Source organism: Kitasatospora sp. NPDC056181 (genome assembly GCF_042266225.1).
GTDB lineage: Bacteria > Actinomycetota > Actinomycetes > Streptomycetales > Streptomycetaceae > Kitasatospora.
Window position 1 is genome coordinate 1 of the sequence record NZ_JBHJUK010000039.1, and the last position, 25,723, is coordinate 25,723.

14 protein-coding genes are annotated in these 25,723 nt (G+C 72.7%); 6 read left to right on the forward strand and 8 right to left on the reverse strand.

All coding sequences use genetic code 11. The features are described from left to right. Positions 1-1,981, reverse strand: a 1,981-nt coding sequence (locus ACFC1F_RS17055; RefSeq protein WP_376159106.1) for a M4 family metallopeptidase, incomplete at its 3' end; no start/stop codon positions are given. A 557-nt stretch (positions 1,982-2,538) separates the two neighbouring features. Then, positions 2,539-8,040, reverse strand: coding sequence for a pullulanase-type alpha-1,6-glucosidase (gene pulA, locus ACFC1F_RS17060; RefSeq protein WP_376159108.1), 5,502 nt, complete (start codon positions 8,038-8,040; stop codon positions 2,539-2,541). A 320-nt stretch (positions 8,041-8,360) separates the two neighbouring features. Here pulA and ACFC1F_RS17065 point away from each other — a divergent pair, with 320 nt between their 5' ends. Beyond that, positions 8,361-9,326: a phosphatase PAP2 family protein gene (locus ACFC1F_RS17065; RefSeq protein ID WP_376159110.1), complete on the forward strand. Its 966-nt coding sequence runs from the start codon at positions 8,361-8,363 to the stop codon at positions 9,324-9,326. A gap of 97 nt (positions 9,327-9,423) precedes the next feature. Here the strand turns inward: ACFC1F_RS17065 and ACFC1F_RS17070 are convergent, their stop codons facing one another. Next, positions 9,424-12,447, reverse strand: coding sequence for a bifunctional [glutamine synthetase] adenylyltransferase/[glutamine synthetase]-adenylyl-L-tyrosine phosphorylase (locus tag ACFC1F_RS17070; RefSeq protein WP_376159112.1), 3,024 nt, complete (start codon positions 12,445-12,447; stop codon positions 9,424-9,426). Between the two features lie 359 nt (positions 12,448-12,806). On the opposite strand from ACFC1F_RS17070, the gene ACFC1F_RS17075 reads away from it, so the two are divergent. Beyond that, positions 12,807-13,157, forward strand: coding sequence for a hypothetical protein (locus ACFC1F_RS17075; protein WP_376159114.1), 351 nt, complete (start codon positions 12,807-12,809; stop codon positions 13,155-13,157). Positions 13,158-13,573: 416 nt separating this feature from the next. Here the strand turns inward: ACFC1F_RS17075 and ACFC1F_RS17080 are convergent, their stop codons facing one another. Together ACFC1F_RS17080 and ACFC1F_RS17085 are read right to left on the reverse strand one after the other, a co-directional pair. Further along, the gene (locus tag ACFC1F_RS17080) at positions 13,574-14,863 is read right to left on the reverse strand and encodes an LAETG motif-containing sortase-dependent surface protein (protein ID WP_376159116.1); all 1,290 of its coding nucleotides are present in this window, start codon (positions 14,861-14,863) and stop codon (positions 13,574-13,576) included. A gap of 248 nt (positions 14,864-15,111) precedes the next feature. Next, the gene (locus tag ACFC1F_RS17085; protein ID WP_209416637.1) at positions 15,112-16,473 is read right to left on the reverse strand and encodes a glutamine synthetase family protein; all 1,362 of its coding nucleotides are present in this window, start codon (positions 16,471-16,473) and stop codon (positions 15,112-15,114) included. A gap of 151 nt (positions 16,474-16,624) precedes the next feature. On the opposite strand from ACFC1F_RS17085, the gene ACFC1F_RS17090 reads away from it, so the two are divergent. Beyond that, complete coding sequence (locus tag ACFC1F_RS17090; protein WP_376159118.1) at positions 16,625-18,379, forward strand: NAD+ synthase; 1,755 nt, start codon at positions 16,625-16,627, stop codon at positions 18,377-18,379. Positions 18,380-18,398: 19 nt separating this feature from the next. Here the strand turns inward: ACFC1F_RS17090 and ACFC1F_RS17095 are convergent, their stop codons facing one another. From ACFC1F_RS17095 to ACFC1F_RS17105, 3 genes are all read right to left on the reverse strand, one after another. Continuing rightward, the gene (locus ACFC1F_RS17095; RefSeq protein ID WP_374106179.1) at positions 18,399-19,358 is read right to left on the reverse strand and encodes an endonuclease/exonuclease/phosphatase family protein; all 960 of its coding nucleotides are present in this window, start codon (positions 19,356-19,358) and stop codon (positions 18,399-18,401) included. Between the two features lie 661 nt (positions 19,359-20,019). Continuing rightward, positions 20,020-20,652, reverse strand: a complete 633-nt coding sequence (locus ACFC1F_RS17100) for a TetR/AcrR family transcriptional regulator (RefSeq protein WP_376159120.1) — start codon at positions 20,650-20,652, stop codon at positions 20,020-20,022. 182 nt (positions 20,653-20,834) lie between these two features. Beyond that, positions 20,835-22,472, reverse strand: a complete 1,638-nt coding sequence (locus ACFC1F_RS17105) for an MFS transporter (protein WP_376159122.1) — start codon at positions 22,470-22,472, stop codon at positions 20,835-20,837. Between the two features lie 285 nt (positions 22,473-22,757). On the opposite strand from ACFC1F_RS17105, the gene panB reads away from it, so the two are divergent. The 3 genes from panB (at position 22,758) to ACFC1F_RS17120 (ending at position 25,707) form a co-directional block, all read left to right on the forward strand. Beyond that, on the forward strand, positions 22,758-23,627 hold the full coding sequence (panB, locus tag ACFC1F_RS17110) for a 3-methyl-2-oxobutanoate hydroxymethyltransferase (protein WP_148645397.1): 870 nt from the start codon (positions 22,758-22,760) through the stop codon (positions 23,625-23,627). Positions 23,628-23,875: 248 nt separating this feature from the next. Then, positions 23,876-24,898: an ATP-binding cassette domain-containing protein gene (locus ACFC1F_RS17115; protein WP_376159124.1), complete on the forward strand. Its 1,023-nt coding sequence runs from the start codon at positions 23,876-23,878 to the stop codon at positions 24,896-24,898. Beyond that, entirely contained in the window at positions 24,895-25,707 is an 813-nt protein-coding gene (locus ACFC1F_RS17120; protein ID WP_209416632.1) for an ABC transporter permease, read from the forward strand. The genes ACFC1F_RS17115 and ACFC1F_RS17120 overlap by 4 nt, the downstream gene beginning before the upstream one ends. Positions 25,708-25,723 lie beyond the last annotated feature (16 nt).

Genomic DNA, 25,723 nt, shown 5'->3' on the forward strand with positions numbered 1-25,723 from the left:
CCTGCGAGGCGCTGTTGTCGACCACGCCGCTGGAGGCGGTCCACGGGGCGGCGGAGCCGGTCTCGAAGCCCGCGTTGCCGAGCAGCTGCGCCGGGGTGCAGGTGCCGCCACCGCCGCCGGAGACGGTCCAGGTGAAGCTGGTGGAACCGGTCTTGTTGGCGGCGTCCTTCGCGGTGACGGTCACGTTGTACGTGCCGGCCGCGGTCGCGGTGCCGGTGATCTTGCCGGTCGAGCTGATCGACAGGCCGGTCGGCAGGCCGGTGGCCGAGAAGGTCAGCGGAGCGGTGCCGCCGGTGGCGGCGATCTGCAGGTTGACCGAGCCGTTCAGAGCGGTGCTCTGGTTGCCCGGGCTGGTGACGGTGACGCCGCCCGGGTTCGGCGCGGTGCCGACGTTGACGCCCGCCCAGGCGGTGCTGACCGCGTTGAGCTCGGCGCTGCCGGCGCCGTACAGGTCGGTGGCCGCCTTCTCCGTCGCGATGCGCGCCGCGGCGTAGTTGGTGGTGGAGGTCATGTAGGTGGTCAGCGCGCGGTACCAGACCGCCGCGGCCTTGTCCCGGCCGATGCCGTTGACGGTGATGTTGCCCTGGGTCGGCGAGTTGTAGCTGACGCCGTTGATCACCTTCGCGCCGCTGCCCTCGGCCAGCAGGTAGAAGAAGTGGTTGCCGACGCCGGACGAGTAGTGGACGTCCTTGTTGCCGACGGTGGAGGACCAGTAGTCGGCGGAGCCGCCGTCCTTGGACGGCTTGTCCATGTAGCGCAGCGGGGTGCCGTTCCCGTTGATGTCGATCAACTCGCCGATGAGGTAGTCGGGGTTGTCGGTCGGGATGTTGGCGTAGAACTCAACCATGGTGCCGAAGATGTCCGAGGTGGCCTCGTTGAGGCCGCCGGACTCGCCCGAGTAGTCGAGGTTGGCCGTGGCGGCGGTGACGCCGTGGCTCATCTCGTGGCCCGCGACGTCGAGCTCGGTCAGCGGGTGGGTGTTGGAGTCACCGTCACCGTAGGTCATGCAGAAGCAGCTGTCGTCCCAGAACGCGTTCACGTAGTTGTTGCCGTAGTGGACGCGGCTGTAGGCGCCGACACCGTCGTTCTTGATGCCGTTGCGGCCGAAGGTGTTCTTGTAGTAGTCCCAGGTGGCCGCGACGCCGAAGTGGGCGTCGACCGCGGCGGACTCGCCGTTGGCGACGGTGCCGTCGCCCCAGCTGTCGCTGGACTTGCTGTACAGGGTGCCGGTGCCCGAGGTCCCGTGGTTCAGGTTGGTGGTGTACATCCCACCGCGGGTGCCGTCCTTCATCTGGAAGGACGAACCCGACTGCGTGGTGCCGATGTTGACGTTGCCGACGAAGACGCCCTTGCCGGTGCCGGTCTGGATGCCCTCGAACTTGTGGATGACCTGGCCGGAGGTCGCGTCCGTGATCACGTGCAGCTTGCTCGGGGTGCCGTCGGCCTCGGTGGAGGAGACGACGGTCTCCCAGGCGAGCCGCGGGGTGTTGTCGGCGGCCCACACCACCAGGCGGGGCGCGGTGTCCAGCGAGGTGCCCGCCTGCGCGGCGAGCGCGGCGGACTGCGCGGCCGGCGCGGCCAGCTTCGGCGTGGTGCTCACGCCGGTCAGCGCGGCGGTGCTCGCGCGGTCCACACCGGTGGTCGCGCCACCCGGGGCCTGGTGCACCACCAGGTCGCCGCCGAGCACGGGCAGGCCGTTGAGGGTGCGCTCGTAGCGCAGGTGGCGGGCACCGTTGGCGTCCTGGACGACGTCCTTGGTGACCAGCTTCTCCTCGCTGCCCAGGCCCAGGCTCTGGGCGAGGGTGGTGGTCTGCTGGTTCGCGGAGGCGATCAGCTGGGCGCGGCTCGCCTGCGCGGCGGCGACGGCCGCCGGAGCGTCCGGGGTCGCCGCCTGCGCGATGACCGGGATGCCGGTCACGAGCAGCGCGGTGGAGGCGGCCATGACAATGGCTGCCTTCCGGGCCTGGGTGTAACGGGACATGCGGACTCCTTTTCCGACCGGCGCGGGTTCGCGACCGGTGGAGAGAACCTGGCCGCAGGGTTGCGGCACAGTGGGGGCCCCCGCCGCCGGGTTCGCGGCGCGGGTGCGGTTGCGGAGCAGTTGCGGAGCAAGTACTTGGCAGGGGGAGCGCTGTTCCTGACCGTGGGACAGCCGCACCGGGGGGTGGGGCCCCCTCGTCTGCAGCCGGAGGAATCGTGGCAGCAAACGAGCCGTTAATGACAGATGCATGCCACGGAATGGCCGATTAGCTACCGGACCCGTTCATCCGTCAGACCGGCCTCCGTGTTACAGGCGCACAAACTTCCGAAGACGGTTTTCATTGTCGCGGAATCGTTCGATCACCCCCGGCGGCCACTGACCAGCACTCAGGGCACCTCGGGCGTCCGCATGGTGGACGGCAGCGCCGCGCATGCACGGCACGTCACCATTCCGGCCGTGCCAGGGTCGATTTTCGGCCACCCCCGCCAGGGCCGGTCCGGAACGCACCGGGCCCCGCACCGCCCTCAGGCGGCACGGGGCCCGGTCGGGGCGGCCCGTCAGTGCTGGACGAACACCGCCACGGTGCGGCCGGGCACGGTGAACGTGCCGGTCGCGGCGTCGAAGCCGGACTGCCGGACCACCTGGTCCACGCCGCCCGCCTGCACCGGGTGCAGCGCCTGGGCCGTCCCCTTCAGCGCGGCGACGGTCTGGCTCTGCGCGCCGGGCGTGGCGTTGAACACCACGGTGACGCCCTTCTCCGCGCCGGCCAGCCCGGTGCCGTCCAGGTGCATCGTGATCACCCCGGGCGTCTCGCCGGCCGTGCCGGAGAGCGGGTAGGAGAGCCGCTGCTGCACGGCGGCCAGGGTGGGCAGCGAGAACAGCGGCGAACCCTGCTTGATCTGCAGGAACTGCTGGTACTGCGCCCCGGCCGCCCGGATGTCCGCGGCGCCCACGGTCAGCTTCGGGTTGGCCAGCAGGGACTTGGCGGCCGGCCACATCTCCTTGTTGTCGGCCGCCGGGGGCAGGCCCCGGCCCCAGCCGTTGCCCTCGGCCGGGTCCCAGTGGATGGCGTTGAACCAGTCACCGGAGTCGTAGGAGTTGGCGTCCAGCGACTTGGAGCGCAGCAGGTCGCTGCCGGCCTGGGCGAAGCCCGGGCCCTGGGTCAGTGCGGTCAGCGAGAGCGCCAGCGCCTGCATGCGGGCCCGGTCGGCGGGTTCGGTGCCGACCGGCAGCTTGTACGCCAGCGCGTCGAACAGGCCGGTGTTGTCGTGCGCGTCCACGTACTCGACGGCCTCGCCGGGCTTGGCCGCGTAGCCGGTCGGGGCGCCGTTGTAGTCGACGCCCGCGCCGGTGACGGACTTGCCCGAGCTGTCGGTGAAGCGGTATCCGGCCAGATTGCCGGTGAGCGACACCTTCAGCTGGTCCATCTGCTTGAGCAGCCGGGCCTTCTGCTCCTCCGGGGTCCCGTTGGCGGGCGAGCCGTTCGGGTCGGTGAACAGGCCCGAGGCGAAGCCCTGCTGCGGGGCCGAGGAGAGCTGGAAGTTGCCGCCTCGCGCCGCGTCCCGGATCCGGTCGTCGAAGGTCGCGATGCCGGTTCCGGCCATGTTGAGCTGGGTGGCCTGTTCGAAGCGGGCGTTGTTCGCGACGACGCCGAAGTTCCAGCCCTCGCCGTAGAGGAGGATGTTCTTCCCGTCGACGCCGTCCGAGTCCGGGGTCATCCTCCGCAGCGCGGCCTGCACGTCCAGCATGGTGGACTTCGGGTCCAGGCCCATCAGGTCGAAGCGGAAGCCGTCCACCTTGTACTCGCGGGCCCAGGTGGTCACCGAGTCCACCACCAGGCGGTTCATCATGGCGTGCTCGGGCGCGGTGTCCGAGCAGCAACTGTCGGTCGTCACCTTGCCGTTGGCGTCGAGCCGCTGGTAGTAGCCGGGCACCACCCGGTCCAGCACCGAGTGCTCCGCCTGGCCGCTGGCCGCGGTGTGGTTGTAGACCACGTCCAGCACCACGCGCAGTCCGGCCGCGTGGATCGCCTGCACCATCCGCCGGAACTGCACGGTGCGGGCGGTGCCGTTGGGATCGGTGGCGTAGGAGCCCTCCGGCACGTTGTAGTGCAGCGGGTCGTAGCCCCAGTTGTAGGCGTCCTCGGCGGCGACGGCCGCCACGCACTCCTGCTGCTTGTCGCCGTCCGCGGCGAGCGACTTCAGGTCGCAGGCGGGCAGCTTCTGCTCGGCCCGGTTCTCCCGGATGGTGGCGATGTCGAAGGTCGGCAGCAGGTGGACGGTGGTCACGCCCGCCGCGGCCAGCTCGCGCAGGTGCCGCATGCCGGCCGACTGCGACTCGGTGAAGGCCAGGTAGGTGCCGCGCTCGGCGGCCGGCACGGTGGTGTCCTCGACCGAGAAGTCCCGGACGTGCAGCTCCTGGATCTGCTGCTGCGCGGGCGGGACGGCCTTCGGGACGGCGTGGTCGTCCCAGCCCTGCGGCTTGAGCTCCTTGGCGGCGAGGTCGGCGACCAGGCTCCGCTTGGAGTCGGTGGAGAGGGCGACCGAGTACGGGTCGGTGACGGTGTTGACCACCACCCGCTGCACGGACGGCGCCCAGACCTTCACCTGGAACAGGTAGTACTTCCCGTCCAGCTCGGCCTTGTCACGGACGAGTTCCCAGACCCCGGTCTCCTCGTCCAGCTTCAGCGGCACGGTCTTCGGGGTGCCGCCCGCCGGGCCGTCGAAGAGCTGGACGGAGACCTCCTGCGCGGTCGGGGCCCAGACCGAGAGCGCCACCTTGCCGTTGTAGTACGCCGGGCCGAAGTCCACCCGGCCGGTGCGGCGCGCGTACAGGTCGTCCAGCACGCCCGGGGTCTGCACGCCGGTGGCGGCCAGGGCCGCGCCGCTGGGCAGGTGCTCGGTGAAGAGCAGCTGGCTCCGGAGGGCCTGGGCGACCCGGCCGGTGTCCCGCTGGTCCACCGTGAAGGCGCGGTAGCCCGCCAGGTGCGGGTACTTGGCCTTCTGTGCGTCGGTCAGGCCGCCGGGGGCGGGCGTCAGCCGGATCCACTGGCCGGGCTTGCCCAGCACGCCCTTGTCGGCCGTGATGCCGCCCTCGGGGTCGTACACCAGCTGGGCGCTGGTCCCGCCCGCCAGGGCGGCGTCGGCGGCGCCGTAGTTGGCGGGGACGACCACCGTCCGGGCGTCGATCCACTGGGCCTTGGCCGAGCCGAGGTCCACCTGCGAGGAGGCGGCGCCGCTCTGCGGCAGCAGGTAGCCCTCCCGGCCGCCGAGGATCCAGACCTCGTGGCCGTTGACGGCGAAGTCCAGCGACTGGTCGCCCGGCAGGTCCTTGTCGTTGCCCTTGTGGAGGATGTAGCTGAGGCTGGTCGCCCCGGGGGCGAGCGGCACCTCGAAGACGGCGCCGAAGGCGTCGCGGCGCACCGGCTGCAGCGGGTTGCCCCAGTCGGTGGGGTTGACGGCGCCGGTCCAGTCGTGCAGCCCCCAGCCGTCGTAGTCGCCGTCGGCCCGGTTGTAGTGGATCACCGCGGTGTTGGCGGGCTGGGTGTTCGCCGGCCCGGGGTTGGCCGTCCGGACGGCCGGGTCCCCCTCCTTGAGCCAGATCTCGCCGCCCGCGCCGACGTCGAGGTGGCGGTCGGCGTCCACGTCCTTGACGCCGTCCTTCTCGACGATGAAGCCGACGTCCGAGGCGCCGGGCTTCAGCCGGACGTAGGCGAAGGCGCCGTACGCGTCCCGGCCGGTGAAGCCGTGCCCGGCCGGCCACGGGGTGCTCTCGCCGTCCGCGAGGTCGCCCCAGGCGTAGAGGTTCCAGCCGTCGTAGTCGCCGTTCCTGCGCTGGTAGTGCACGACGGCGTACGGGCGGGCGGTGGCGCTGGGCGCCGGCTTGGGCGCGGGGGCGCCGGTGGTGAAGCTGCCGGTGGCGGAGCGCAGGTGGCCGCTGGAGTCCTGGACCACGGCCTTGTACCGGACGACCGTGCCGGGGGCGACGGCGGACAGGTCCTGGGTGACCTTGAACGAACCGTTGTCGGCGGTGCCGAGGGTGCGCCAGGGCGCGTCGCCGATCTGGGCGGCGAAGGTGACGCGGTTGAAGCCGCCGCCGTCGACCCTCGCGCCGACCGTGACGGTGCCGGCGGAGCCGTCGGCCGGCGTCTCCAGGCCGATCGCCGGTGCGGCCGCGACCGGGGCGAGCCGGCCGGCCGCCTTGAGGACGACGGACGACAGCGCCGGCACGGTGACGGTGACCTTGCGGTCCGCGCCGCTGGTCAGCCGCTCCCCCGCCGCCGGGTAGATCCGGTCGAAGCCCTGGCCCGCCGAGAAGGTGTCCAGGGTGACGGTCTTCGCCTCGGTCGCGTTGTTGACCGCGACCAGGTACTCGACCTGCTGCCCGGCGTCGATCCGGGAGAATGCGTACACACCCGCGCCGTCGGCGGCGTACCGCTCGATCTGGGCACCGTCGGCGAGCGCCGGGTGGTCGCGGCGCAGCTTGGCCAGGCCCGCGATGCCCTGGTAGAGCTCGCCGCCCTGTCCGTAGCGGTCGGCGGAGCCGGCGGCGCCGCCGAGCACCCGGTCGGAGTTGTAGGAGGGGGTCTGCGAGGCGAAGAGGTCCTGCCGGGCGTCCTTGTCGCCGCCCGCGCCGGTGAAGCCCTGCTCGTCGCCGTAGTAGACGACGGGCTGGCCGCGGGTGAGGAACTGCAGCTCGTTGCCGAGCCGGTCCTTCCTGAGCAGGGTGACCTCGTCGGCGCCCTGGTTGTCGCTCAGCAGGAAGGAGCCGAAGCGGCCCATGTCGTGGTTGCCGAGGAAGGTCGGCAGCTCGTAGGCGTCGGTGTCGGCGGTGGTGTAGCGGTAGTCCTGGCCGTACACGTCGGCGAGGTTCCTCGCCGAGCCGCCCTGCGAGACGTAGGAGCGGGCGGCGTTCTGGAACGGGAAGTCGAGCGTGGCCTGGAGCCTGCCCTTGGTGACGTACGGCGAGGTGACCGCCGGGTCGCCGGAGTAGACCTCGCCGAACATGAAGAAGCGCTTGTTGCCCTGTCTGGCCGCGAAGTCCTTGAGCGCGGGTGCCCACTGCTGCCAGAAGGCCATGTTGACGTGCTTGACGGTGTCGATCCGGAAGCCGTCCACGCCGGCGTCCTTCACCCACTGCTGGTAGACCTTCTCGAAGCCCTTCTCCACCCGGGGGTTCTGGGTGTCGAGGTCGTCCAGGCCGGAGAAGTCGCCCTCGGTGGCGGACTCGCCGACGAAGGTCGAGTCACCACGGTTGTGGTAGAGCGAGGGGTCGTTGAGCCAGGCCGGGGTCTTGGCGTTGGCGTCGGCCGGGTTGCGGAAGACCGGACTGTAGGGGAACGAGTCCTTGGTCAGCTTCGGCCAGGCGGCGCCCGCGTCGGCGACGGCGGTCTCGTCGACCGGGCGGCCGTCGGCGTCCAGCACCGGGTAGGCGCCGGTGGAGCGGTAGCCGTACTGCTGCTGCTGGTAGTCGATGACGTCGGCGGTGTGGTTGGTGATGACGTCGAAGAAGACCTTGATGCCCCGCTGGTGCGCCTTGGCTATCAGCTCCTTGAGCTGGTCGTTGGTGCCGAAGTGCGGGTCGACCTGGGTGAAGTCGGTGATCCAGTAGCCGTGGTAGCCGGCGCTCGCGTTGTCGCCGGTGCCCTGGACGGGCTTGTTCTTGAAGATCGGCGCCATCCAGATGGCGGTGGTGCCGAGGTCCTGGATGTAGTCGAGCCGCTGGATCAGGCCGGCCAGGTCGCCACCGTGGTAGAAGCCCTTGTCGGCCGGGTCGAGGCCGTTCTCCAGCCGGCTTCCGGTGATGCCGCCGGTGTCGTTGGCGTGGTCGCCGTTGGCGAACCGGTCGGGCAGGACGAAGTAGAACTGCTCACGGGTGAGGTCGTGCCGCCCGGCGGTGGCGGCGAGCGCGGCGTCCGACGGCGGGGCGGGCGGGGCGGCGGCGAACACGGCCGGGGCGGTGCCGAGGGTGGCGGCGGTCAGCGAGGCGGCGAGCAGTACGGCCGTGCGGCCGGGTCTGCGGGTGGTGCTCCGCCGGCGGCGGGGCGGGACATCGGCCACTGAGGGCTCCCTGCGGGGGAAAGGGGTGATCGAGTTGCCAGGACGCTAGCGGCCTGCAATATGTTTCAGCAAGATGCAGAAACCGTTTCCTCCGGGGAAAATCCGCCCGTCGTGCCGCTGCCCCGACCCCCGATTGCGCCGGCCCGTCCACCCGGCGTGACAATGGGACGTATGCCCGTTCCACCGGTTTGCACCAGATCCAGCCTCACCCCCTACCCCGGTGGGAGAAACCCCCTAGCCCTCAAGGGGGACAGCCGATGAAGAATCCACTTCCACAGGATGAGCAGACGGCTACGGGACGTCTGGCAGACTTCTCGGTCATGGGGGAACCTACTGAGATCCAGCAGCCTGGCGCCGCAGACGCCGACGCGGCGCGCGACGGTGGTTCCGGACCGGCCCCTGCCGCGCCCGGCCGGATGCCCGAAGGAGCCACCCGCGCGGCCCAGTCGCGCTCGGCGGCGCTCCGCAGCCGCATCCGCGACCAGCGGCGTTCCCCGGCCCGGCCGCGGATCTGGTTCGAGCTGGCCCTCATCGGGATCAGCTACTGGCTGTACTCCCTCGTGCGCAACGCCGTCCCCGAGCAGGAGTCGATAGCCCAGAAGCACGCGTCGTGGATCTGGGACCTCGAGAAGTCCCTCGGGATCGCCGTCGAGCGCTCGATCAACCACGGGATCGACGGCATCGGGTGGCTCATCACCGGGATGAACTACTACTACGCGACGCTGCACTTCATCGTGACCATCGGCGTGCTGGTCTGGCTCTACCGCCGGCACCCGGGCCGCTACGTCGCGGTGCGCACGGTGCTCTTCGTGACCACCGCCATCGCACTGGTCGGCTTCTACTCCTTCCCGCTGGCACCGCCCCGGCTGATGACCGACGGCGGCTTCATCGACACCGTGAAGACGCACGGCACCTGGGGCTCGATGGCCTCCGGACCCGCCACGCACGTCTCCAACCAGTTCGCGGCGATGCCCTCGATGCACATCGGCTGGTCGATGTGGTGCGGTCTGACCCTCTTCTTCCTGGCCCGCCGCACCTGGGTCCGGGTGCTCGGCCTGCTCTACCCGGCGGCCACCCTGATCGTGATCGTCTCCACCGCCAACCACTTCTGGATGGACGCCGTCGGCGGCGAGCTCTGCCTCCTGGTGGGCTTCCTCACCGCCCGCTGGCTCTACCACGACTGGGTCTACAGGCTCCCCCGGGTGCCCGCCCGGGAGACGGCGGAGGAGCCGGTCACCGTCCCCGAGCAGTGGAGCGAACCGGCGGCGAGCACCGCCCGCCGCTGAGCGCGTGAACGACGAAAGGGGCCCCGGTCGGGGCCCCTTTCGCGTGCCTCCCGCGGGCCCGCCTCACCCGCGGGCCTGCCTCACCCGTGGACCCGCCTCACCCGTAGAACAGCCGCTCCACCACCGCCCGGGCCCGCCGGGTGGTGCGCCGGTAGTCGTCCACCAGCTCGCCGCTGCGCCCGGCGCCGTAGCCGAGGTAGCGCGCCACCCCGGCCAGCTCCCGGGCGTCCCCGGGGAAGCTGTCCCCCGGCCTCCCGCGCACCAGCATCACCGCGGAGCGCACCCGCGAGGCCAGCACCCAGGCGGCGTCCAGCACCGCCGCGTCCTCCGCCCCGACCAGCCCGCCCTCGACGGCCGCGGCCAGCGCCGCCCTGGTCCGGGTCGTCCGCAGGCCCGGCAGCTCGTGCCCGTGCTGGAGCTGGAGCAGCTGGACGGTCCACTCGACGTCCGCCAGCCCGCCCCGGCCGATCTTGGTGTGGGTGGTCGGGTCGGCCCCGCGCGGCAGCCGCTCGGCCTCGATCCGGGCCTTGATCCGCCGGATCTCCACCACGTCCCGCTCCGGCACCCCGGTGCCCGGGTAGCGCAGCGGGTCGATCAGCTGCCGGAACCGCGTGCCCAGGTCCGCGTCCCCGGCCACCGGCTCGGCACGCAGCAGCGCCTGGCTCTCCCACGCGTGCGACCAGCGCCGGTAGTACGCCGTGTACGACGCCAGGGTGCGCACCAGCGGCCCGTTCCGGCCCTCCGGGCGCAGGTCCGCGTCGACCTCCAGCGGCGGCTCGGTGGACGGCGCGGCCAGCAGCGAGCGCAGCTCGTGGCAGACCGCCTGGGCGGCCTTCGCCGCGTCGTGCTCCAGCGAACCGAGCAGCGGCTCGTGGACGAAGAGCACGTCCGCGTCGGAGCCGTAGCCGAGCTCGTGCCCGCCGAACCGGCCCATCGCGATCACCGCGATCCGGGTCGGCAGACCGCCGTTGCGCGCCTCCCACCCGGCGATGCAGGCCCGCAGCGCGCCCTGCAGGGTGGCGGCGTTCAGGGCGGTGAGCGCCTCCCCGGCGGTGTCCAGCGCCTCGGCGGGGTCGTCGCCGAAACGGCCGAGCACGTCGGCCGCGGCGGTGCGGAACAGCTCGCGGCGGCGCACCGACCGGGCGGCGGCGACCGCCGCCCCGGCGCTGTCGGCCCGGCCGACGGCGGCCAGTATCTCCTGCTCCAGCGCGGCCCGGCCGCGCGGCACCAGGCCGTGCGGGTCGCCCAGCATGGCCACCGCCTCGGGGGCCCGCAGCAACAGGTCGGGGGCGAGCCGCCCGGCCGAGAGCACCCGGGCGAGCTGCTCGGCGGCGGCGCTCTCGTCGCGCAGCAGCCGCAGGTACCAGGGGGTGCGGCCGAGCGCGTCGGAGACCTGCCGGAAGTTGAGCAGCCCGGCGTCCGGGTCCGCGGAGTCGGCGAACCAGCCGAGCAGCACCGGGAGCAGGGTGCGCTGGATGGCCGCCTTGCGGCTGACGCCGGAGGCCAGCGCGGTGAGGTGGCGCAGCGCGGCGGCCGGGTCGGCGTAACCGAGCGCCTCCAGCCGGGCACGGGCGGCGTCCGCGGTGAGGCCGGCCGCGCCGGGCGGCAGTTCGGCGACGGCGTCCAGCAGCGGCCGGTAGAACAGCTTCTCGTGCAGCCGGCGGACCTCCACGGCGTGCCGCTTCCACTCCCGCTGGAGGGCGGCGACCGGGTCGGCCCGGGTGTCGTCGTTGATCAGCGGGGCGAGCGAACGGGCCAGCCGGCGGAGGTCCTCCGCGCGCGTGGGCATCAGGTGGGTGCGGCGCAGCCGGTGCAGCTGGATGCGGTGCTCCAGCGAGCGCAGGAAGCGGTAGGCCGCGTCGAGCGAGGCGGCGTCGGCCCTGCCGACGTAGCCGCCGCGGGAGAGCGCGGCGAGTGCCTCCAGGGTGTTGCCGCTGCGCAGCGCCGGGTCGGTGCGGCCGTGCACGAGCTGGAGCAGCTGGACGGAGAACTCGACGTCGCGCAGCCCGCCCGGGCCGAGTTTGAGCTGGCGGTCCAGTTCGGTGTGCGGGATGGAGTCGATCACCCGGCGGCGCATCTGCTGGACGTCGGCGACGAAGTTCTCCCGGGCCGCGGCCTGCCAGACCATCGGCTCCAGCGCGGCCAGGTAGGCGGCGCCCAGCTCGGCGTCCCCGGCCACCGGTCGGGCCTTGAGCAGGGCCTGGAACTCCCAGGTCTTGGCCCACCGCTGGTAGTACGCCTGGTGGCTGGCCAGGGTGCGGACCAGCGGGCCGTTGCGGCCCTCCGGGCGCAGGTTGGCGTCCACCGGCCAGATGGTGCCCTCGCCGGTGGTGTCGCCGCAGAGCCGGGTGAGCGCGGCGGCGAGCCGGGTGGCGGCCTTGAGCGCCTCGTGCTCGTCGACGCCCTCCTGCGGCTCGGCGACGAAGATCACGTCCACGTCGGAGACGTAGTTCAGCTCGCGTCCGCCGCACTTGCCCATGCCGATGACGGCGAGGCGGCAGGCCCGGGCGGCCGCCTCGTCCTGTTCCGCGGCGATGTCCAGGGCGGTCTGCAGGGTCGCGCCGGCCAGGTCGGCGAGTTCGGCGGCGGTCTGCGCGAGGTCGGTGGTGCCGGTGAGGTCGCGGGCGGCGATGGCGAGCAGGCAACGGCGGTAGGCGACCCGCAGCGCGTCCGCCCGGTTGCCGGCCCCGCTCTCCCACACGCCCTGGTGGAGCGCGCGCAGGAAGTCGTCCGGGCCGGGGTGCATGTCGCGCAGCTCGAAGGTGACCAGGGCGTGCCAGTCGTGCGGGTGCCGGGCCAGGTGGTCGGCGAGCGCGGTGGACGCGCCGAGCACGCCGAGCAGCCGGTCGCGCAGCGGCTTGGAAGTGGTCAGGGTGTCGCGCAGGGTGTGCCGGTCTGGCTCGTCGGCGGCCTCCAGCAGGCGGCCGAGGCCGAGCAGGGCGAGGTCGGGGTCGGCGGTGGCCCCCAGGGCGTCCAGCAGCACCGGGTCGTCGGCCAGCCCCTCCAGGCCCGGCCCGGCCAGCAGGCGGACGGCCTGCGCCGGATCGGTGAACCCGCGCCGGACCAGCCGGATCTCCGGCCGGCTCACCCGGCTCCCGGCCCGCTGTTCCTCCACCGCCATGGCCCCTCCATCCGTCCGCTCAGCAGGTTACGCGCCTCCACGGTGCCGCGCCGGGCTTGACCACGGACCGGCCCTGCCCGGACCGGCCGAAAGGCGGCTGGCCGAAGGGGCCCCGGCCGGTGACCTGGCGTATCGGCCTGCCCGGCCGTTCGAGGACGCGGTGAAGTACGCCCATGCAGGCCCGGACGCCCTCGACCTGGACGGCCCCCGGCGCCGCCCCGCTACGGCCCCTGCCCCCGGTGGGGTCTTCACGCCCGCCCGCCCGGCGGCCGGCACGGCACCGGCGCGCCGCGACGGGGCCGGGCACCGCTCTCCGGGCCGGCGCCCTTCCTCCCCCGCTCCCGATCGAAGGACGAGCCATGGCGACCGAGCGACCGGCCGAGGCGCCCGCCCCTCGCCGACGCCCCCTCCGGGTCGCGGCCGGCGTGATCGGCGACCTACTGTTCACCACCGGCGTGCCGCTCGCCCTGCTGGTCGTCCACTCGCTGTGGTGGACGGACCTCACGGCCTCCCGGCACGCGGACGCGGCCGCCGACGACCTGCGTCGGCGCTGGTCGTCGGCGGCCCGGACGGCCCGGGCGGCCCGGGCGGGCCAGGCGGGCCAGGCGGCCGACACCGCGGGCACCCTCGCCCCGCCCCCGTACGGCGGACGGCGGACGGCGGAATCGGCTTCCTGCACGTGCCCGCCATGGGCAGCGGCTACCAGGTGACTGCCCAGACCTCCAGGTACGACACCGGTGTCATCGCCCCGGTGCCCACCGGCTCCCCGTACACCGGGCCGGGCCGCTACATCACCCTGACGACCTGCACCCCGGTCTACATCTCGCTGTACCGGACGGCCGTCCCGGGGCAGCCCGGTCCGGGAGCAGCCGGTGGACCCGGATCGTACGCCGCCGCCCGAGCTACGGGAGCGGGATCCCTCGACGAGGTGGAGGGTGGCAGCCAGCCGATCGCAGGCCGGCCGCCACCCTTCACCCGTCCGGTGCTCGCACCGCCCCCGGAGCCCGGTGCCGCGCCCGGTCCGCTTCAGCCGTCCCGGCCGTCGGACGGCCGGGACGGCACCCGCCGGACAGCCGGGCGGGGCGGCCCGTACGACGCCACCCCGCTCTCCGGGGGACGCCTCCGGTCAGGACCGGCGTCGGCCGAGCCGCATCGCCGCCGCGCCCGCGGCGAGGAGGGCGGCCGAGAGGCCGGCCAGGACCGGCATCCCCTCGCTGCCCGTCTCGGCCAGCTCACCGTGGCCGTGGGACCCGGAGTGGTGCTGCTCGCCCCCACCGTGCTGCGGGGGCTTGCCCTCGTAGGTGTGACCGCCGGAGTGGCCCGGCTTGGACGGCGCCCCCTCCTTCGCCACGAACTTGACCTTGTTCACGTTCTGCGCGGCCTGGTGGTTGCTCTGGTTCTGGCTGTTCTTAGCCCAGTTGTTCGCCTTGCTGGTGGCACTGTTGTTCGCGCTGTTGTCGAGGTGGTTGACGACGTCGTTCTTCACCACGACGGTGACGTTGACGTGCTGGTCCTGGCCCTGGCCCTGGCTCTGGTCCTGACCCTGCGCCTGGCCCTGACCCTGGTGCTGCTCGTTGCTCTGGCCCTGACCCTGGCCGCCGTGCCCCTCGTGACCGCCATGGCCCTCGTGGCCCTCGTGACCGCCATGGTCCTCGTGGCCGCCGTGACCACCGTGACCCTCATGGCCCTCGTGGCCACCGTGACCGCCGGGCGAGCAGTCGCAGCCGGGGGAACCGTGATCGCCGGGGTGACCGTGCCCCTCCTCCTCGCAGTGCTCACCGCCACCGGCCGGGTGCCCCCCTTGGGGCTTGGGCGCCGTCGGCTGGACCGCCAGCTGAGCGTGCCCCTCCTGCGGCTTGGGCGCCGTCGGCTGGACCGCCGGCTGAGCGTGCCCCTCCTGGGGCTTGGGCGCCGCCGGCTGGACCGCCGGCTGAGCGTGCCCCTCCTGCGGCTTGGGCGCCGCCGACTGGACCGCCGGCTGACCGCGTTCGGGGCCGGCCGCGCCCGGCTCCACCGATGCGCCCTTCCCGGGGACTGCGGCGGCGACCCGCTCCGCGAAGTCGGGCGCCCAGCCGTCGGCCTCCGTGGCCTCGACCTCGGTGGCCTCGGACTCCATGGCGTCGGACTCCGTGGCGTCGACCCCGGTGGCGTCGGCCTCGCTCCGGTGGGCCGGACGCACAACCGGCGCGGAGTAGAGACTGCTGCGGCCGGTGAAGGTCCAGACGCCGTCGGCAGAGCCGCTGCCCTCCGCCGCTTGGCGCAGGAGGCTGTCGACCCATCCCCCCTGCGCCTCGGCCGTTTCGGTGACTGCGCCGTGGTCGACGAGGGGCGACGCGTAGGCCGTGGAGCCGGCGCCCCACACGAGGGCGGCCGAGGCCAGTCCGGACAGGACCAGGGTGCTGATTCGAGTACGCATGACACTCCAGGATGATCCGCAAAACGGATCTTCTGAATACGCCCCTCCATCACCCGCCACGGTTCGCACCGCTGCAGAGTAATCACATTGGCCCAAGGAATTAGCGTGCGCGGAGGACGCCGGCCGAGCCGTGCACCCCACCCCGCGACCCGCACCCGCCGACGGCACCCCGGGGAGCCGAAACCCCCGGCACGAACAGCGCGGGCCTGCTCCGACCGGAGCAGGCCCGCACGGCAGTTGACGAAACGTCAGAGCACCTGGAGGTTCTTCCGCAGCTCGAAGGGGGTGACCTCGGAGCGGTACTCCTCCCACTCCTGGCGCTTGTTGCGGAGGAAGAAGTCGAACACGTGCTCACCGAGGGTCTCGGCGACCAGCTCGCTGCGCTGCATCAGGTCGATGGCCTCGCCGAGGTTCTGCGGCATCGGCTGGATGCCGAGGGCGCGGCGCTCGGAGTCGGTGAGCGCCCAGACGTCGTCGTCGGCGCCCGGGGGGAGTTCGAGGCCCTCCTCGATGCCCTTGAGGCCGGCAGCGAGGGTGACGGCGTAGGCGAGGTAGGGGTTGCAGCCGGTGTCGAGGGAGCGGACCTCGATCCGGGTGGAGCCCTGCTTGCCGGGCTTGTACATCGGCACGCGGATCAGGGCGGAGCGGTTGTTGTGGCCCCAGCAGATGTAGGAGGGGGCCTCGCCGCCGGCGCCGGCGGTGCGCTGGGAGCCGCCCCAGATCCGCTTGTAGGAGTTCACCCACTGGTTGGTGACGGCGGCGGTCTCGGCCGCGTACTTCAGCAGGCCGGCGATGAAGGAGCGGCCGACCTTGGAGAGCTGGTACTCGGCGCCGGACTCGTGGAAGGCGTTGCGGTCGCCCTCGAACAGCGAGAGGTGGGTGTGCATGCCGGAACCGGGGTGGTCGGAGAACGGCTTCGGCATGAAGCTGGCGTGCACGCCCTGCTCCAGCGCGACCTCCTTCATGACCAGGCGGAAGGTCATGATGTTGTCGGCGGTGGAGAGCGCGTCGGCGTAGCGCAGGTCGATCTCCTGCTGGCCGGGGGCGCCCTCGTGGTGGGAGAACTCCACCGAGATGCCCATCGACTCCAGCATGGTGATCGCCTGGCGGCGGAAGTCGTGGCCGACCCCGCGCGGGGTGTGGTCGAAGTAGCCGGACTGGTCGGCGGGGATCGGCGGGGTGCCGTCGCCGGGCAGGTTCTTCAGCAGGAAGAACTCGATCTCGGGGTGGGTGTAGAAGGTGAAGCCCAGGTCGGACGCCTTCTCCAGGGTCCGCTTCAGCACGAACCGCGGGTCGGCGAAGGAGGGCGAGCCGTCCGGCATCAGGATGTCGCAGAACATCCGGGCCGTGCCGGGCGTCTCCGAGCGCCAGGGGAGGATCTGGAAGGTGGTCGGGTCCGGCTTGGCGATCATGTCGGACTCGTAGACCCGGGCGAAGCCCTCGATCGCCGAGCCGTCGAAGCCGATGCCCTCCTCGAAGGCCTGCTCCAGCTCCGCCGGCGCCACCGCGACCGACTTCAGGAACCCGAGCACGTCGGTGAACCACAGCCGGACGAAACGGATGTCACGCTCTTCGAGCGTCCGAAGCACGAACTCCTGCTGCTTGCCCATGGGGACAGTCTCACCTCTGCTCTTTACGTTCGTGTTACGCCCGGAAACCACTCGAGAGCGACTGCCCCCATCATGGCGGATCACCGGCCATGAGGGCAGTGGCGACCCCCGGCCGAGACATTGCGTCAGATAGACGATTACACTCCGAAGCATGCCCAATCTCCGTCTCGCCCTCAGCCAGACCGACCCCTGGGTCGGTGACATCGCACGCAACAGCGATGAGGTGGTGCACTGGACCAAGCGGGCCGCCGAGGCCGGCGCCCAGCTGGTCGCGTTCCCCGAGATGGCCCTGACCGGGTACCCGGTCGAGGACCTCGCCCTGCGCCGTTCCTTCGTCGAGGCCTCCCGGTCCGCGCTGGTCGAGCTGGCCGGCCGGCTGGCGGCCGAGGGGTTGGGCGGGCTTCCGGTGGTGGTCGGCTACCTCGGCCGCTCCGAGCAGGCCTCGCCGCGGTTCGGCCGCCCGGCCGGCTCCCCGCAGAACTGCGCGGCCGTGCTGTACCAGGGCGAGGTCGTCACCCGGTTCGCCAAGCACCACCTGCCCAACTACGGCGTGTTCGACGAGTACCGCTGGTTCGTCCCCGGCGACCAGCTGCCGGTGCTGCGGCTGAACGGGGTGGACGTCGCCCTGGCGATCTGCGAGGACATCTGGCAGGACGGCGGCCGGGTCACCGCCGCCCGCGAGGCCGAGGCCGGCCTGCTGCTGGTGATCAACGGCTCGCCGTACGAGCGGAACAAGGACGACGACCGGCTGGAGCTGGTGCAGCGCCGTGCCGCGGAGGCGGGCTGCCCGCTGGCGTACGTCAACATGGTCGGCGCCCAGGACGAGCTGGTCTTCGACGGCGACTCGATCGTGGTCGGCGCGGACGGCGAGGTGCTGGGCCGCTCCCCGCAGTTCGAGGAGCACCTGCTCGTCCTCGACCTGGAGCTGCCGGCCGCGAGCAGCGACCACACCGACGGGCTGCTGCTCAGCGACGGCCTGCGCCTGGTCCGCACCGAGCTGGGGGGCGAGCCGCTTCCGGCGCCCGCCGAGCCGGTGCGCGCCGAGGTGGCCCCCCGTGTCTCGGACGAGGCCGAGATCTGGGCCGCGCTGGTCTCCGGCACCCAGGCGTACGTGCGCAAGAACGGCTTCCGCTCGGTCCTGATCGGCCTCTCCGGCGGCATCGACTCGGCCCTGGTGGCGTCCATCGCCGTGGACGCGATCGGCGCCGAGAACGTGTACTGCGTCTCGATGCCGAGCCGCTACTCCTCGCAGCACTCCCGCGACGACGCCGCCGAGCTGGCCCGCCGCACCGGGCTGCACTTCCGGACGGTGTCGATCGCCCCGATGTTCGACGCCTACCTGGCGGCCACCGAGCTGACCGGCCTGGCCGAGGAGAACCTGCAGTCCCGGCTGCGCGGCACGCTGCTGATGGCGATCTCCAACCAGGAGGGGCACATCGTGCTCGCGCCCGGCAACAAGAGCGAGCTGGCGGTCGGCTACTCCACCCTGTACGGCGACTCGGTCGGCGCGTTCGGGCCGATCAAGGACGTCTACAAGTCGCTCATCTTCCGCCTCGCCCGCTGGCGCAACGAGGAGGCCGAGCGGCGCGGCGAGGTGCCGCCGATCCCCGAGAACACCATCAGCAAGCCGCCGTCCGCCGAGCTCCGGCCGGACCAGAAGGACACCGACTCGCTGCCCGACTACGACCTGCTGGACACCGTGCTCGACCTCTACGTCGAGGGCGACCAGGGCCGGGACGCGATCGTGGCGGCCGGCTTCGACCCGGCGGTGGTGGACCGGGTCGTGCGCCTGGTCGACACGGCCGAGTACAAGCGGCGGCAGTACCCGCCGGGCCCGAAGATCTCGGTCAAGGGCTTCGGCCGGGACCGCCGCCTCCCGATCACCAACCGGTGGCGCCGGGGCTGACCCCGGCCGGGGCCGGCCGCTACTGGTAGCGGTAGGTGGCGGCCACCGCGAGGTGGTCGCTGCCGTCCCGGCCCAGCGTGCGGGAGTCGGTGGGCCGGAGGCCGCCCTTGCTCATGATCTGGTCGATCCGGGCCATCGGGAAGGACGCCGGCCAGCTGAAGCCGAAGCCGTCGCCGGCCGCGCCCTGGGCCGAGCGCATCTGCGAGGTGACCGGCGCGAGGCTGCGGTCGTTCATGGTGCCGTTGAGGTCGCCGAGCAGCAGCACCTTCTTCAGCGGCTCGGCCTCGATGGCGTCGCCCAGGGCCTGCGCGCTGGCGTCCCGCTGCTTGACGGTGAAGCCGCCCTCGGCCTTCAGCCGGACCGACGGCAGGTGCGCGACGTACACCGCGACCGGCCCCTGCGGGGTGGCGACCTGGGCGCGGAAGGCCCGCGTCCAGCCCATCTTGATGTCCACCACCGAGACCCCGCTGACCGGGTACTTCGACCAGAGGCCGACGGTCCCCTCCACGACGTGGTACGGGTAGGCGTCGGCCAGGCCGGACTCGTAGCCGCGCAGCGGCTTGCCGGCCAGCTCCTGCAGGGCGACGATCTGCGCCCCGGACTCCTTCAGCAGCTTCACCGTGCTCTGCGGGTCGGTGTTGGCGGCGGCCACGTTGTGGCTGACGACCGTCCAGTCGCCGGTGCCGCCGCTCTTGTCGCCGAGCAGGCCGCCGAACATGTTGAACCAGATCAGCACCGGCAGCAGCAGCGCGACCAGCGCGGTCGCGGAGCGGCGCAGCAGGGCGGGGACCAGCAGCACCGGGACGGCCAGGCCGAGCCAGGGCAGGAAGGTCTCCAGCAGGCTGCCGAGGTTGCCGACGTTGTTGGGCACCTCGGAGTGGAAGGCCAGCAGGGCCGCGGTGAGCAGGGCGAGGGCGGCGACGACCAGGCCGCGACGCCAGGTGGTGCTGCCCCGGCCGTCCCGGCCCCAGCGGCGCAGGCCCAGGAAGCCCGCGCCGGACGACCCGGGGGCGTCCGGGCCTTCCGAGCCGGCGGGGATTGCCTGGCCTGCGGGGATCCCGGGGCCGGCAGAGATCCCGGGGCCGGCGGGGATCTCCGGGACGGCGGGGATTTCCTGGCCCGCAGCGCCTGCCGGGCCGGCGAGGCCTGCCGGGGCCTCCTGGCCGCCGGGGCGTTCCGGTCCTGCCGGGTCCACCTGGCCCACCGGATCCACCGGGCCCACTTGGCCCCTCGGGTCGACCGGGTCGGCCAGGTCGGCCGGCCTCGCCGGGTCGACCGGGCCGGACGGGTCCGCCGGGCCGCCGGGGCCGTCAGGGCGGGCGTCGGCCCCGCCGGTGGCCGGGCCGCTGCCCCCCGCCACCGGTGCCGCCGTCCGGTCCGCCCTGTCCGCCTGCGCCATGCCGTGGCTCCCGTCCTTCGTCCCGCCTGCCGGTCCGGCGCCCGACGCCGCCGGTGGGCGGGCACGTGCCGGACTGGTGCCGGTTTGATCGGATTCCCGGCTCAGCCTATGCCGGGACAGACGCGGGGCCGGTGGAGCGGGTTCCGGCGTGGCCCGGTTTGGTGAGCCAGGCCACGCCGGAACGGCGCCGCGGGGGCCGGAAGCGCTCGTTCCGGAACGAAGGAGTCCGGAACGGGGTGGCTCAGCCCCGGGCGGCCGGCCCCGCCAGACCCTGGAGCAGCGCGTCGACCATCCGCGTGGCCAGGTCCGGGTCCTCCAGGTCGGAGTCCTCCCAGAGCACGCTGCGGGCGAGGATCGGACCGAGCAGCAGGTCGGCGAGCAGCTCCTCGTCGAGGTCGGCGCGGAGCTCGCCCTCGACGACGCCGCGCCGGATCACCTCGCGCGCCATCCGCCGACGCGGCATGATCACGCGCTCGCGGTAGGCGGCGTGCAGCTCGGGCCAGCTGTGCATCTGGCCGAGCGCGGCCTTGAGCACCCAGCGGGAGCGCTTGGCGAGGCCGCGGATGCGCATGTACTCGAGCATCGCGACCAGATCGTCCCGGGCCGAGGCGCCGGTGGCCTCGGGGACGGGGGCCTCCAACCGGCTGACCATGTCGATCAGCAGGGCCTCCTTGTTGGACCAGCGCCGGTAGATGGTGGCCTTGCCGACGCCGGCCGCGGTGGCGATTCCCTCGATGGTCAGCTCGGGCAGGCTGGTGCCGCCCGCCATGAGTTCCTCGACGGCGGCGAAGATGGCCTGCTCGGCCGCCTCGCTGCGCGGGCGGCCCCGACGCGGACCGGTGCAGTCCGGCACGGCCGTGGTGTCCGTCTTCATCCCCGCTCTTCTCCCTGGATGCTCACGGGCGCGAGGCGCCGTTCCCACTCCAATTGTCGTCCGCCCTCCGGGGCCGGTGAGTACCCCGGTACGGACGACGGCCCTGCCCGTCCGGCCGCGGCCGGACGGGCAGGGCCCCATTGTCGCTCAGCTCAGCCGCAGGTCAGAAGCCTGCGGCCGGGTCAGGTGCCGGCGACCTCGGACTCGCGCGCCGGGCCTGCGGCACCGGCCGCCGCCTCGGGGGCGGGCGTGGCGCCCGGCGTGGCGCCGGGGCCGCCCGCCGGGAGCCTGCCGGGGAGCAGGAACCAGGCGAGCAGCGCGCCGACCGCGGTGATGCCGGCGGAGAGCCCGGCCACCACGTGCATGGCGTTGATGAAGGAGTCGTGCGCCGGCCCGACCAGCCCGGCGCCCTGCGGGCCGAGCCGGTCGGCGACGGCCAGGGTGGCCTCCAGGGACTCCCCCGCCTTCTCGCGCAGCGCCTCGGTCGGCAGCTGGTCCAGCTTGTCGGCCATGCCGTCGCGGTAGACGGTGGAGAGCACCGCGCCGAGCACGGCGACCCCGAGCGAGCCGCCGACCTGCCGGAAGGTGTTGTTGACGGCCGAGCCCGCGCCGGCCTTCTCCCGCGGCAGCGAGCCCATGATGGCGACGGTCACCGGCGGCATGACGTGCGCCATGCCGGCACCCATCAGGAAGCCCAGCACCACCAGGATCCAGATCGGGGTCGTCGCGTCCAGCAGCAGGTAGCCGAGGAAGCCGACCGCGATCAGGACCATGCCGCCGGCACAGGTGGCGGCGACGCCGAAGCGGTCGACCACCAGCCGGGCCCGGGGCGCGAACATCAGCTGGGCGACGGCCAGCGGCAGCATCAGCACACCGGCCTGGAGGGCGCTGTAGCCGCGCACGCTCTGGGTGTAGAAGACGCCGAAGAAGGAGACGCCCATCAGCGCGAAGAAGACCACGCCGACGACGACCACGGAGGCGCTGAACACCTTGTTGCGGAACCAGCTGACGTCCAGCGCGGGGTGCGCGGCGCGGCGCTCGAACCAGACGAACGCGACCAGTGCCACCACGCCGACCAGCATCGGCACCCAGGCCCCGGCGTCGGTGAAGTCGGCCAGCTCGCCGCCCTTGATGATGCCGTAGATCAGCGCGACCAGGCCGATGATCGAGAGCAGCACGCCGACCGGGTCGAGCTTGCCCGGGTTCGGGTCCTTCGACTCGGGCACCAGCACCACCATCGCGATCACCGCGACGATCACGATCGGCACGTTGACCAGGAAGACCGAGCCCCACCAGAAGTGCTCGATCAGCAGGCCGCCGGTGATCGGGCCGATGGCGATGGCCAGGCCGACCGCGCCGGCCCAGATGCCGATCGCCTTGGGCTGCTCGGAGCGCTCGAAGACGTTCATGATGATGGCCAGCGTCGCGGGCATCGCCAGCGCGCCGCCGACGCCCATCAGGGCGCGGTAGCCGATGAGTTCACCCGGCGAGGCGGCCATCGCGGAGAGCAGCGAGGCTATGCCGAAGACCACCATGCCGGCCAGCAGGGAGCGCTTGCGGCCGAAGCGGTCGCCGAACAGGCCGGCCGTGAAGAGCAGCCCGGCGAAGACCAGGGTGTACGAGTTGATCGACCATTCCAGATCGCTCTGGCTGGCGCCGAGCCCGGTCGGCGCGGGGGCCGCGATGGTCTTCATCGCGACGTTGAGGATCGAGTTGTCGAGGACGACGACGAGCAGGGCGAGCACGAGCGTGCCCAGGATCGCCCAGCGCCGGCGATGGATGGCTTCCGGCACGCGAGGTGGCGCGGCTGCGGTGGTCATTACGGTTCCCGTCCGTGGTGGCGTGTCACTGGCGGGCAATTCCGAGTCGCAAGCGTCTCGTAACCCCCTCGGTCAGCGTAGCGCGATTTTCGATACGAGACGAGCCCGTTTCGTAAAGTTCGGGCAAAGGGCCTGCCGGACACCACCCGCCCGGCCCGGTGTGCCGCAGATCGCACCCCACCCGCGGCAAGCCCCTTTGCGCGCGTGCCGGGGCGTGCAAGCATGGAGGTGATCCGGGGACGCCACACGGCGCCACGAGACGACAACCCTTCAGGAGCCTGTTCGATGAACGCTTCTTCGCCTTCGCCTGCCCAGAACCAGGCGTCGACCGCCACGCTCTACGGCGGGGTCACCAACCGCCGCGTCACCGTTCGCGACCTCGCCGCCGCCAAGCAGCGCGGCGAGAAGTGGTCGATGCTCACCGCCTACGACGCCCTCACCGCGGGCGTCTTCGACGAGGCCGGCACTCCCGTCCTGCTGGTGGGCGACTCGGCGGGCAACTGCCACCTCGGCTACGAGACCACCGTGCCGGTGACCATGGATCAGATGGTGATGCTCTCCGCCGCCGTCGTCCGCGGCACCAAGCGGGCCATGATCGTGGCCGACCTGCCGTTCGGCTCCTACCAGGAGTCCCCCGCGCAGGCCATGCACAACGCCGCCCGGCTGATGAAGGAGGCCGGGGTCGGCGCGGTCAAGCTGGAGGGCGGCGAGCGCAGCGCCCGCTCGATCGAGCTGCTGGTCGAGGCAGGCATCCCGGTGATGGCGCACATCGGCCTCACCCCGCAGTCCGTGCACGCCCTCGGCGGCTACCCCGTCCAGGGCCGCGGTGACGAGGCGGCGCACCAGCTGCTGCGCGACGCCAAGGCCGTCCAGCAGGCGGGCGCCTTCGCCGTCGTCCTGGAGGCCGTGCCCGCCGAGCTGGCCGCCCAGGTGACCGAACAGCTGGCCGTCCCCACCGTCGGCATCGGCGCGGGCGTCGACTGCGACGCCCAGGTCCTGGTCTGGACGGACTTCGCGGGCATGACCGCCGGCCGGGTGCCGAAGTTCGTCAAGCAGTACGCCAACCTGCGGGCCGTACTCGGCGAGGCCGCCCGCGCGTTCGCCGACGACGTGCAGTCCGGCGCCTTCCCGGCGCCCGAGCACACCTTCCACTGACGCAGGGCCAGGGCCCCGCTCCCCGGCCGGGAGCGGGGCCTTCGGCCTGCCCTGCCCTGCCCTGCCCTGCCCTGCCCTGCCCGGGGCCACCCAACACCCGGCCCCGCCCCCGGCCGCACCGGCCCCCGCCGCCCGGAACGGCCGCCGTCAGCCCGCTGTCAGCAGCACGACAGCGGGATGACAGCGGCCCCCCGGCGGCGGCCGGACGGTGACAGCCCGCTGACAGCCGGGCCGGACAGCCTGGGGGCATGACACGAATCGCCACCACCCCGAACGACCGGGGGCCCGCCGCGGGCAACGCCGTGGAGGTCCGCGGCATCGTCAAGCACTACGGCGCCACCAAGGCGCTCGACGGGGTCGACCTCACGGTCCGCGAGGGCACCGTGCTCGGTGTGCTCGGCCCCAACGGCGCGGGCAAGACGACGCTCGTCCGCGTCCTCTCCACGCTGATCAAGCCGGACGCCGGCACCGCCTTCGTCGGCGGCTACGACGTGCTGCGCCAGCCCAAGCAGCTGCGCCGCACCATCGGCCTCACCGGCCAGTACGCCTCCGTCGACGAGATGCTCTCCGGCTACGAGAACCTCTACCTGATCGGCCGGCTGCTCGACCTCTCCCGCAAGGACGCCAAGGCCCGCGCCGCCGAACTGCTGGAGCGGTTCTCGCTCACCGAGGCCTCCAAGCGCGTCGCGAAGACCTACTCCGGCGGCATGCGCCGCCGGCTCGACCTCGCCGCCTCCATGATCGGCCGCCCCCGGGTCCTCTACCTGGACGAGCCCACCACCGGCCTGGACCCGCGCACCCGCAACGAGGTCTGGGACGAGGTGCAGCGGATGGTCGCCGAGGGCTCCACGGTGCTGCTCACCACCCAGTACATGGAGGAGGCGGAGCAGCTCGCCGACGAGCTGACCGTCATCGACCGGGGCCGGGTGATCGCCGCCGGGAAGGTGGCCGAACTCAAGGCCCAGGTCGGCGGCCAGACCCTCCAGGTCCGCCCGGCCCACGGCGCCGAACTGCCCGAGATGGCACGCTGCCTGCACGACACCGGGATCGCCGAGGCCACCTTCTCCGCCGACACCGGGCTGCTGTCGGTACCGATCACCGGCGACGACCAGCTGACGGCCGTGGTCGGGGTGCTCGGCACCCGCGGCTTCGCCATCGCCGGCATCGACACCAAGGTGCCCAGCCTGGACGAGGTCTTCCTCGCCATCACCGGCAAGTCCGCCGCCCCCGCGCACAGCGCCCCCAGCCTCGCCAAGGAGCCCGTGGCATGACCACCGCAACCGTCGCGCCCGCCCGGGTGGAGGACACCCGGATCGGCCTGTCCGGCACGCTGCGCCACATCGGCGCGCTGACCCGCCGCAACCTGATGCGGATCAAGGCGGACCCGGAGTCGATGTTCGACGCGGTGCTGATGCCGGTCATCTTCACCGTGCTCTTCGTCTACGTCTTCGGCGGCGCCATCTCCGGCGGCCAGGACGCCTACAAGCAGTACATGATCCCCGGCCTGCTCGGCCAGACCGGCCTCACCCTGGCGATGGCCGTCGGCACCGGCCTGAACAGCGACTTCCAGACCGGGGTGATGGACCGGTTCCGGACCCTGCCGATCGGCCGGGCCTCCGTCCTGCTCTCCAAGATCGTCGCGGAGACCTGCCGGGCACTGGTCTCCTTCACCATCCTGATCGGCTTCGCGCTGATCCTCGGCTTCGAGGTGAAGACGGGACCGCTGGAGGTGCTGGCGGCCGTCGGCCTCTCCCTGGTGTTCGGCATGTCGATCGTCTGGATCTCGATGCTGCTCGGCATGGCGCTGAGCAGCGCCCAGGCCGTCCAGGGGGTTTCGATGCTCGTCCTGATGCCGATGCAGTTCGGCAGCTCGATCTTCGCGCCGACCGACACCATGCCGGGCTGGCTGCAGTCCTTCACCAAGGTCAACCCGCTCTCGGCGCTGGCCGACGCCTGCCGGGCCCTGCTCAACGGCGAGGGTGCGCTGGCCCACCCGGTGCTGATCGTGCTGGGCTGGTCGGTTGGCATCACCGCGGTCTTCGCCCCGCTCGCCGTGGCCCGGTTCCGCAAGCGGACCTGAGCCCGGCCCCGGCCCG